Source organism: Novosphingobium sp., assembly GCF_032093395.1.
In the GTDB taxonomy this organism is placed as follows: Bacteria; Pseudomonadota; Alphaproteobacteria; order Sphingomonadales; family Sphingomonadaceae; genus Novosphingobium.
This window is the reverse complement of sequence record NZ_DAMDBA010000117.1, coordinates 1-10,409: the sequence shown is the minus strand read 5'-3', so window position 1 is coordinate 10,409 and position 10,409 is coordinate 1. Positions and strand designations below refer to the sequence as shown.

Below are 10,409 nucleotides of genomic sequence, written 5' to 3'. Positions count from 1 at the left end.
CCATTACCGAGGTGAAAGTCGGGCGCGGCAGCCCTTGGGCCTCGCCGCTGATCCACATGATCCCGCAGCGGATCATGATGGAGATCATGCTCACCGGAAAACCGATCACCGCCCAGCGCGCTTACGAAATCGGACTGGTCAATCGGCTGGCCGAACCCGGCGCGGTGCTGGATGCCGCTTTCGAACTGGCGCGCGAGGTGCTGGAGGGCGCTCCGCTGTCGGTGAAGGCTGCGCGTGAAACGGTGATGCTGGCAACCGAGATGGGACGCTCCGCCGCTTTGCAAGCCGCGCGCGCCGCGCACGAGCACCCCTACAACAGCCGCGATGCCCAGGAAGGCCCGCGCGCCTTTGCCGAGAAGCGCAAGCCGGAGTGGACCGGGCGCTAGGCAGAAATAGCTAGGCAGATATAGCTAGGTCGGCGCAAGGCCAATCTTTCCGCTCTCCGCTTTAGCGATCGTATCGCGAGCGAAAGGGGCGAAGATGGCCATTCTTGGGCAGTTCCGGATCCAGACCGTAACCATGGCGGCCGTCGCGGCGATCGGCGGGACGGCGCTCGTCTGCGGCATGAGCAGCCTTATTTTCATCGATGGAATAGGGGACCGACTCGAAGCCTCGACCGACGACACGGTGCCCAGCCTGATGCTGCTGTCCGGGATCGACGAAGGGACCAGCCGGGCACGCCTGGCGGTGGTGGAGCAGATGCGTCCATCGCGCGATAGGCGCAAGGGTGACCCGGATGCGGCGCTCTCCGCGCGGATCGCCGATGTCGATGCCCGGATCGCCCGCTATCGACCGCACGTTTCGGACGCTGGCGAGAGGCGACTGTTCGAAAGACTGAACGCAGCCTGGGGGCAATGGAAACGGGCGGCGGGGGAGGTTCGCCTGGCGCTGCGGGCAGGGCGCCGGGAAGAAGCCGATGCGATCTATGAACGATCGGTACGGGGCGGCGGGGAGGCGCTGGACCTTGCTCTGCGCGCCCAACTGGACTTCAACCGGGCCAGGGGCGAAGCCGATGGTGCCGCAGGCAAGGCCGAGGTGCGAAGCGCTTTCGTGTGGATACTGGCCTTGGAGGCGGCGATCCTGATCGGGGTGGCCGCGGTGCTGGTCCTGCTGACGAACCGTCTGGCCCTGCCGCTGCGTCGTCTGACCGATGCCATGGGCGACATGGCGGGCGGCAATCTCGATCGCGACATCCCCGGAGAGGAGCAGGCGGACGAGATCGGCGACATCGCCGCCGCCCTGCGCGGCATCAAGCACGGGGTGGCCGCGCGCAGCCGGGCTGCAACCGAAACCCAGGCCGCAACTCAGAGGCAAGTCGTGGAGGCGCTTGCGCATGGTCTGGGGCTGTTGAAGGCCGGGCGTCTGGACTGCGCGATCGCCCAGGCTTTCCCGGCCGAATATGAACGGTTGCGCATCGATTTCAACGATACGACGCAAACGCTCGCGCAAGTCATCGGCGATGTGGCCGAAGCGGCGCGAAGCGTCAGCAACGGTTCCTCGGAGATCGCCGTCGCGGCCGGCGACCTTGCCGAGCGCACGTCTTCCCAGGCGGCCTCGTTGGAGGAGACTGCCGCTTCCGTTCGGCATGTCAGCCAAGCCATCGGCGAGACCGCGACCGTCGCGGAAGATGCGCGTCGCAATGCCCAGGATACCGAGCGAGAGGCCGTGCAGGGCGGAGAGATCATGCGCGGGGCAGCCCAGGCCATGGAGGAAATCCAGCTTTCCAGTCGCAAGATGGAGGAAATCGTCTCGCTGATCGACGGGATCGCGTTCCAGACCAACCTCCTCGCGCTGAATGCCGGGGTGGAGGCTGCGCGGGCGGGGGACGCCGGCAAGGGCTTTGCGGTGGTGGCGACCGAAGTGCGCACGCTGGCCGAGCGCTCGGCGCAGGCGGCAAAGGACATCACCGGCATCATCCGGACCAGCGCGGCCGAGGTTTCCAACGGCGTGGACATGATGCGACGGACGCAGGAGTCGCTGGAACGGATCGTCGGCCGAACGGGGGCGCTATCGGCCATGATCGGCACGATCGCGGGCTCCGCGCAGGACCAGGCGGCGGCCATCCGTCAGGTCGAGGCGGTCGTCGCGCAGATGGACACCGGCACGCAGCAGAATGCGGCGCTGGTCGAGGAATCGACCGCCGCTGCGCGCAGCCTGGCCGGGGAGGCCGATCGCATGAGTGCGATGGTCGGGCGTTTTTCGGAAGGCGATGCGGAGGCTCCACGCCGCGTCGCGACATCCCGCTTGGAGCACAGGGAGCCGGTCCCGCCCCCGCTGCCTGCTTCTTCAATGCGTGCTTCCGCCCTCCCGCCACCGGCCCGCCAAAAGCGGGCGATGACGGGCAGCGCGGTCCTGGCGGAGGACGACTGGTCTGAGTTCTGACGCCCGGGACGCGGTCCGCGTGCCGGTTGGCCTGACCCTCTGGCCGCCTCAGCTCTCGAACTTTACGCCTTCATGCGTGCCGCCGCTGCGCCAGTCGCCCAGCATGTCGCGGAAAGCGTCCCACCCGGCCATGTAGCCACGGAAAAGCGCCCACTTGGGATTCTTCTCGCCCTCGTTGTTGAAGTAGCTGGGCGTGCACTCGCTTTGGAATTCCGAGAAGTCGACCTCGTTTTCCTTGCAGTGCGCGCAGTAGCCCTCGACGCCTTCCTTCGTGGCGGAAACCGTGCTGGCGCCACGGCGCTGGGTCTCGCCGATCATGAAGGCGATGTGTTCCGCCTGGCGCCCGAACTGCTCGGTGGTGGAAGAGTTCGTCGCGCCCTGGATGTAGCCCATGTAGAACATCGCCGGGAACTCGTCGGTGATCACGCCGTGGAACGTGCTCGCGCCATTGGTCCAGTGGTCGTAGATCGACTTGCCGCCGCGCCCTTCCACCGTGTCGATGCCCCAGCGGCGCTTGAGATCGCTGGTCACTTCGAAGCCGGAGGCGAAGACGATCAGGTCCACTTCATGCTCCACCCCGTCTGCAACGAAGCCCTTTTCCGTCATTCGTTCCACGCCTTGCGTCGCGGAGACGTCGATCAGCGTCACGTTGGGCTGGTTGAAGGCAGGGTAGTAGTCGTTGTTGGACAGCGGCCGCTTGCACATGAAGCGGAAGTACGGCTTCAGCTTCTCGGCCGTGTCCTTGTCCTCGACGATGGATTCCACGCGGCGGCGCAGGCGTTCCATCACCTGGAAGTCCACCACTTCGCGGCGGTCCATGAATTCCAGGGGATCGAGCGCGGGCCAGCCTTCCTCGCCCAGTTCGATCGCGAGGTTGCGGCTGATCTCGGTCCAGATGTCGCAGATCAGGTCGGGCTCGCCGGGGATGAAGAACTGCTGCGCGGCGCGGTGGAAGTTGGCCATGCGCTCCTGCTGCCAGCCGGGCTGGAGCGAGGCGGCCCATTCGGGATTCGTCGGCGGATTGGGCCGCTCGTCGATGTTCGAGGGGGTGCGCTGGAGGACGTAGAGGTGCTTGGCGTACTTGGCGAGGTGAGGCACCGCCTGGACCGAGGTAGCCCCGGTGCCGATGATGGCGACGCGCTTGTCGCGCAGCTTTTCCAGTTCCGGCGCGGTCCACGAACCGCCGGTATAGTCATGCTCCCACCGGCTGGTGTGGAACATCTTGCCCTTGAAATCATGGATGCCGGGGATGCCGGGCAGCTTGGGCATGTTCATCACGCCGCCTGCCATGACGACGAAGCGCGCGCGAATGTCGTCGCCGCGATTGGTGGTCACATGCCAGCGCTTGATGCTCTCATCCCAGCGGATGCCGGTGACCAGCGTGTGAAACAGCGCCTTGTCGGCCAGGTCGAACCGCTCGGCCATGTCCTGGCAATACTTCTGGATCTCCCATCCGTCGGAGAACTTCTTGCTGGGCATGAAGCCCGTTTCTTCCAGCAGCGGCAGGTAGCAGTAGGCATCGTTGTCGCACTGCACGCCGGGATAGCGGTTCCAGTACCAGACGCCGCCGAAACCGCCCGCATGGTCGATGTTGCGGACGTTGGAGACACCCTGCTTGTGCAGATGATAACCCGCCAGAATGCCCGAGAAACCGGCGCCCAAGATGGCGACGTCGATATCCTCGACCAACGCCTCACGCTCCGCCACCGGAGTGAACGGGTCATGCGCGTAATTGTCCGAGAAGTCGTCGGTCGGCCGCACGTATTGCTCGCCGCCTTCGCGCCGCATGCGCTTGTCGCGCTCCTGACGATATTTGGCCTTGAGCGCGGGGATGTCGAGTTCCTCGGGCGAAGGCACGTCGGACTTGAGGCAGGTCATTTCCATCGAATGGGCATCCTCTCGGCGGCGACTCTGCTTCGGCCGCCCTCTTGCCGCTGAAATTGGCGCAGCAATGGTTTAGTTGTCAACAGTGTTGTTCATTAAGCCTCGACGTTTCCCGTCGCCATCTTGAACGAATAGCCGATGTGATCGACATGGCCGTGCAGTCCGAAATCGATCAGTTCGCTCTTGTCGTGGATGGCTTCGGAGGCGGCGGCGACATCCTCGATCGTCCACTGCGGGCGATAGACGCCGCGCGTTTCCGCCACGAACATGCGCGCCACCCGGCCCGCCATCGAGGCGATCAACTCGCCGGTCACCGGGCATTGTTCATGCGCCAGCCAGCCGACCACCGGGGCGACCAGTTCGGGCTCCATCGGCGGGTACTGCGAGATGTCCAGCCCTTCGGCCATGCGCGTCACCGCGCCGGGCACGATCACGTTGCACTTCACGTCGTGCGCCTCGCCTTCGAGGGCCGTGATGTTGGAAAGCCCCAGCATCGCCGACTTCGAAATGCCGTAGTTGACGCAATTCTCGTTGCCGTAGAGTCCGCCCACCGAGCTGGTCAGGACGATGCGGCCATATCCGGCATCGCACATCGGCCCGAACGCGGCCTGCACCACATGGAACGCGCCCAGCAGATGGACATCCAGCACGGCGTGAAGGTCCGCGCTGGAAAGGTCGCGGATCGATCCATAGCGCACGTTACCGGCATTGTGGACCAACACGTCGATGCGGCCCCACTTGTCGAGTGCGGCCTGGACGATGGCCTTGCCGCCCTCGGGCGTGGCAACGGAATCGGTGTTGGCGATGGCCTCGCCGCCCGCCGCCACGATCTCGTCGACTACGCTCTGCGCTACGCTGACATCGGCGCCCGGTGCATCGAGATCGCCCCGGATCGCGCCGCCCAGATCGTTCACCACCACCTTGGCCCCGCGCTCGGCCAGCAGCAGGGCATAGGCCCGACCCAGCCCGCGCCCGGCCCCGGTGATCACGGCCACCCGGCCGTCGAAACGCATCTCTTCCATGGTAAGCTCTCCGGGTTGGCCGCAAGACGAAGCGGTCTCTTTTCCGTCTGACGGTCGAATATGCGCACGCAGCCGGCGGGGGCAATCGAACAAAGCCGCGCGAACGTCGCCGGGGCGATAGTGCATGTCGGCTGGGCCTTCACGTTGCCTGCCTCGGATGCGCTGGATAGGTTTGGCCGGAACAGAACGGCCGCAAGAGTGCCGGACGAGAGGACGATTTCACCGATGCTCGAACCCGCAGGACGTAACCACGGCGTCGTTTCTGCCAGCCCCTCCGAAGGCTGGATGCTGCACCGGCTGACCCCGCCCACGCGCCTCTACAGCGCCAACGGTCTGCGCACCGGTGCGGACGGGCGCATCTATGTCGCGCAAGTGGGCGGCAGCCAGATCAGCGCGGTCGATCCCGATAGCGGCGCGGTGGAGATCATCAGCCCGATGGGCGGCGCGATCACCGCGCCGGACGATCTGGCCTTCGACGAGGCGGGCAACCTCTACGCTACCGAGATCACCGAGGGCCGCGTGACGATGTTGCGGCCGGACGGCAGCAGCGCGGTGGTCTGCGGCGATCTGCCGGTGGCCAACCCGATCACCTATTCGCAAGGCCGGCTGATCGCGGCGGGCTGCCGCATGGGATCGCAGATCCTCGAACTCGATCGGGGCGGTGGCGCGCCGCGCGTGATCGCGGAGGACGTGCCGATGCCGAATGCTTTCGAAGTCGGCCCGGACGGCAAGCTCTACATCCCGGTGATGGGCGCCAACGCGATCTGGCGCATTGACCTCGACGGCAGTGGTGAACCCGAAGTGGTCTGCGGCGACCTTGGCGTGCCGGACTCGGTGAAGTTCGATAGCGAAGGGATGATCGTCTCCACCCAGGTCGCCAGCGGTCAGGTGCTGCGCATCGATCCGCGCACCGGTGCGAAGACGGTGCTGGCCGATATCGGGGCGGGCCTCGACAACTGCACGTTCGTGGGCGACCGCCTGTTCATCTCGCACATCCTCGGCTCCATCCATGAGATCACCACGCCCAAGGCGGCGGGTGGCCTGGTGAAGCCACTGATCGAGAAGGGCCTGCAATGGCCGCTGGACGTCGCCATGGGCGAGGATGGCGTACTGTGGGTCGCCGATGGCGGCTTCGTGTTTTCGCTCCGTGCGGGGGAGGCGGTGAAGCTGGAAGGCATGCTGTTTAGCCCCAGCTTCCCCGGCTACTCGCGCGGCGTCGCGGCGGCGGGAGCGGGGACGATGATCGTCACCACCGCCAACGGCGAAGTCGCGAAATTTCATCCCGCCGGGCCGTCCAGCGAGGTCTTGGCGAGCGGTTACGATCAGCTGATGGGCGTGGCGCTGGCTCCTTCCGGTGCGGTGGTCTTCGCGGAATACGGCACCGGCAAGGTCCATTCGGTGCACGATGGCAAAGTAGAGGAGCTGGCCTCCGGGCTTGACCGGCCCAAGGGCGTGGCGGTGGCCGGGGACGGTACTGTCTACGTCGCCGAAAGCGGCGCGGGGCGGGTGGTGAAGCTGGTCGGCGCGCGCAGCGAGACGGTGCTGGACGATCTCGTCCGTCCCGAAGGCCTCGCGATCCGCAATGGCACCGTGACCGTGCTCGACGTGAAGCGCCGCGAAGCGATCCAGTGCGACCTTTCCGGCGGAGCGCGCGAAGTGATCGCGGCCGGCCTGCCGGTCGGCGCGCCAGAAGGCACGGACCCCAAGCCGCTGGGCGGCGTGGGCGACATGTGCGGGCCGATGGGCAACATGACCGGGCTCGACGTGGGGCCGGACGGCACGGTGTGGATCTGCGGTGACCTCGAAGGCACTGTGCTTGCACTCAGGAGAGCGTAAGATGCTCAAGCAGATCTGTTTTTTCCGGAAACGCCCGGACATGACCATGGACGAGTTCATGGACTATTACGAGAACCAGCACTCGCAGCTGTCCAAGAAGATGGGCGCCCAACCGGCGATCCCCGGCGCGGTGCGCTACGTGCGGCGCTATCTGGTGCCGGAAAAGAACCCGATCACCGGTGAAGTGCACGATCCGGGCTTCGATTGCGTGATGGAAATCTGGTGGAACAGCCGCGCGGACTTCGAACGCTCGCAGGCGATCATCAGCGATCCGACGCGCCTGCCGATGACCAAGGCGGACGAGGAAAAGCTGTTCGCCAGCCACGCCAACCCGGTCTGCACCTGTATCGAGTACGATTCGCCGATGGGGCCGAACGGCGAGGCCACGCGGCTCGAGCTTTCCTACGGTGACTGAGGTGACGGCCCGTCAGGAGTGGCGGCAGTTCGGGCTCGTGCCGGTGGCGGCGGGGCTCGGCTATGCCACCAGCGTGATCCATATCTACGGCATCGGGCCCTATATCGGCCCGGTGGCGGAGGCGATGGGCTGGAGCCGCACCGAAGTGACCTTCGGGCTCACGATCGCGACCCTGGTGCAGGCGGTGGGCGGCGTTTTCATCGGTCTGGCGGTCGATCGTTTCGGCCCGCGCCGGTTCGGGGTGATCGGCATCGTCCTGCTGACTCTGGCCTTCGCGCTGCTCGGCACTACCGGAGCCAGCCTGTCGCAGTGGTACCTGCTCTGGGGGCTGATCGCGATGGTTTCGCTGCCGGTCCAGGCCTCGGTCTGGACGAGCGCGGTGGCGTCCCGGTTCGAGCTTTCGCGAGGAATGGCTCTGGCGGTGACGCTCTGCGGCGCCTCGATCGCGGCGGGGCTGTTCCCGATTATGGGCGCGTGGGCGATCAAGACGTTCGGTTGGCGCTTGGCCTTCGCCGTGCACGGCGGGCTGTGGTTCGTGATCGCGGCGCCGGTGATCTTCCTGTTCTTTCGCGGCGCGCACGATCGCGGCCGGCGCAAGGAGCCCGCGCCACCCAAGCGCGACCTCGCCGGCGCGACGCTGGGAGAAGGGCTCCGCTCCAGCGTCTATCACCGCCTGTTCGTGGCGAGCCTGCTGTTCACCTTCACGATCATCGCCATCGTCGTCCACTTCGTTTCCATTCTGGGCGATCGCGGCGCCGACCCGATGACGGCGGCGGCGATCGCCTCGTTCGTCGGCTGGTTCTCGCTGGCGGGAAGGCTCGGTACCGGCGTGCTGCTCGATCGCTTTCCGGCATCGCTGGTCGGCGCAGCCGTGTTTCTGCTGCCGGTGCTGGGTTGCTTCCTGCTGCTCGGCTCGGGCACGTCGTTCGTCGCGCTCGCGCTCGCCTCGGGACTGATCGGGCTGACCCTTGGGGCGGAGATCGACGTGGTGGTCTATCTGATCACCCGGCATTTCGGCCTCAGGAACTTCGGCGGGCTCTACGGCGGTGTGCTGGCGGCGCTGTCGATCGGTACGGCAGTCGGCCCGCTGGTCGCCGCTCTCATCCACGACCGCACCGGCAGCTACGAAATGTTCCTCTACCTGGCGATCGCCACGATGGCCGCGAGCAGCCTTGCTATCGGCACCCTGCCACGTAGCAGCCTGAAATTCGCGCCGGTCGCCGCCGGGTAGCGTCACGGCGATTGGCCTTGCGTGCGAATAATGGGATAACGACCGCAAATCGGTGCATAACGAGTTGGGATGAGAGCTATGGGTGAGCAGGGCAGGATCGTGCAGTCGGCCGAGGATCTGGCTGTCCCGGTTCGCGTTCCGGCAGAGGCCTATATCTCGCCGGACTACGCAAGGGCCGAGCGCGACAGGCTGTGGCGCAAGGTCTGGCTCCAGGCCGGGCGGCTGGAGGACATTACCGAAGTCGGCGACTTCATCACGTTCGACATCCTGGACGATTCGGTGATCGTCGTCCGTGCGTCCGAAACAGAGATTCACGCTTTCCACAATGTCTGTCCCCATCGCGGCCGCAAGCTGGTGGATACGCCGGTCGGCAAGCGCAATGCGCGCGGAACGCGCCGCAACTTCATCTGCGGCTATCATGGCTGGACCTTCGGGCTAGACGGCGCGAACACCTATCTGGAGCATCAGGAGGATTGGCAGGGCCATCTGTGCGGCGGCCGTGCCGATCTCGGCGTGGTCAAGGTCGACACCTGGGGTGGCTGGATCTGGATCAACCTCGATCCCGAAGCGATGCCACTGGCAGAATACCTGCACCCGGCAGCGGGCATGCTCGATCCCTACGGCCTCCAGAACATGCGCCCGCGCTGGCGCAAGTGGGTGGTGTTCGAATGCAACTGGAAGGTCGCGATGGAGGCCTTCTGCGAAACCTACCACGTTTCCACCACCCATCCGGAGTTCATGGAATTCGGTCAGTTTCGTGGTTGGGCGCGGAACCAGGGGCTGCATTCCAACATCGGCTACGAGGCGCCCAAGGGGCAGGAGGAGGACTCCGGCAAGCTGCGCCTGGGCGCCGGTGAAGACCCCCGCCTGACCACGGCGGACATGCAGAACTTCACCTGGGCCAATGCCAATACCAATACGACGATGACGCTGGTGGGCGTCGCCAATCGCCTCAAGGACGAACTGCCGGAGGGTACGCCCGCCGCCGAAGTCTCCGCCTACTGGATCGGCACGGCGCGCAAGGAGGACGCGGAACGCGGCGTGCTCTGGGCACAGGTGGACCCGCAGCACACCGCGCAGGCGGGCACGGCCTGGCAGATATTCCCCAACTTCCAGATCGGCCACGCGGTCAACAACATGCTCTGCTACCAGGCCCGGCCCTACGGCACCGACCCGGACAAATGCATCTTCGAGGCGGCGGTCTACGAACTCTGGCCCGAAGGCGAGGCGCCCCAAACCGAATGGGACTATACCGAGCCCGCCGATTGGCCGCCGGTGCTCCAGCAGGACTTCGCCAATATGGCCGCCGTCCAGCAAGGGATGAAGAACGCGGGCTTCCGGGGCGCGCAGCCCAATCCCTATATGGAGCGCTCGGTGGCGAGCCTGCACATGAACCTTGCCCGCTTCATGGGCACCGGCGCGCCTGAAACCTACTGAACGTCGCTTCATGAAGCCGATGCCGCTCGTCCATGTCAGCTGGGCCCTGGCCGATAACGCCGCGCGCCCGGCTTGCGACGCCTTCTTCCGCGATGTGTTCGGGGCGAGCACTGCGCGCGAGATCCTGATCACACCCGAAACCGAAGGCCTGGGGCTCGATCGCGAGGAGAGCCTGCTGATGGTAGGGGATACCATGCTGATC

The 10,409-nt window shown here is 65.9% G+C and carries 8 protein-coding genes and 1 pseudogene; 7 read left to right on the top strand and 2 right to left on the bottom strand.

The window, feature by feature from the left end; translation table 11 throughout:
* Both RT424_RS22845 and RT424_RS22840 read left to right on the top strand, forming a co-directional pair.
* Window positions 1–386 (top strand): enoyl-CoA hydratase-related protein (locus RT424_RS22845; protein ID WP_313442927.1); only part of this gene is annotated, 386 nt, incomplete at its 5' end.
* A 94-nt stretch (window positions 387–480) separates the two neighbouring features.
* The gene (locus RT424_RS22840; protein WP_313442925.1) at window positions 481–2,382 is read left to right on the top strand and encodes a HAMP domain-containing methyl-accepting chemotaxis protein; all 1,902 of its coding nucleotides are present in this window, start codon (window positions 481–483) and stop codon (window positions 2,380–2,382) included.
* Between the two features lie 48 nt (window positions 2,383–2,430).
* On the opposite strand, the gene RT424_RS22835 is transcribed toward RT424_RS22840, so the two are convergent.
* On the bottom strand, window positions 2,431–4,266 hold the full coding sequence (locus RT424_RS22835) for an NAD(P)/FAD-dependent oxidoreductase (protein ID WP_313442922.1): 1,836 nt from the start codon (window positions 4,264–4,266) through the stop codon (window positions 2,431–2,433).
* Between the two features lie 95 nt (window positions 4,267–4,361).
* Window positions 4,362–5,288, bottom strand: a complete 927-nt coding sequence (locus RT424_RS22830) for an SDR family NAD(P)-dependent oxidoreductase (protein ID WP_313442920.1) — start codon at window positions 5,286–5,288, stop codon at window positions 4,362–4,364.
* Between the two features lie 225 nt (window positions 5,289–5,513).
* Between RT424_RS22830 and RT424_RS22825 the strand changes: the two genes are divergently transcribed.
* The 5 genes and pseudogenes from RT424_RS22825 to RT424_RS22805 all read left to right on the top strand — a co-directional run.
* Window positions 5,514–7,124 (top strand): SMP-30/gluconolactonase/LRE family protein, encoded by a 1,611-nt coding sequence (locus RT424_RS22825; RefSeq protein WP_313442918.1) that lies wholly within the window; start codon window positions 5,514–5,516, stop codon window positions 7,122–7,124.
* A 1-nt stretch (window position 7,125) separates the two neighbouring features.
* Entirely contained in the window at window positions 7,126–7,539 is a 414-nt protein-coding gene (locus RT424_RS22820; RefSeq protein WP_313442916.1) for an EthD domain-containing protein, read from the top strand.
* Window positions 7,532–8,770, top strand: a complete 1,239-nt coding sequence (locus RT424_RS22815; RefSeq protein ID WP_313442914.1) for an MFS transporter — start codon at window positions 7,532–7,534, stop codon at window positions 8,768–8,770. The genes RT424_RS22820 and RT424_RS22815 overlap by 8 nt, the downstream gene beginning before the upstream one ends.
* Window positions 8,771–8,848: 78 nt before the next feature.
* Window positions 8,849–10,207, top strand: a complete 1,359-nt coding sequence (locus RT424_RS22810) for an aromatic ring-hydroxylating dioxygenase subunit alpha (protein ID WP_313442929.1) — start codon at window positions 8,849–8,851, stop codon at window positions 10,205–10,207.
* A 10-nt stretch (window positions 10,208–10,217) separates the two neighbouring features.
* Window positions 10,218–10,409: pseudogene (locus RT424_RS22805) on the top strand (glyoxalase); the annotation flags it as partial.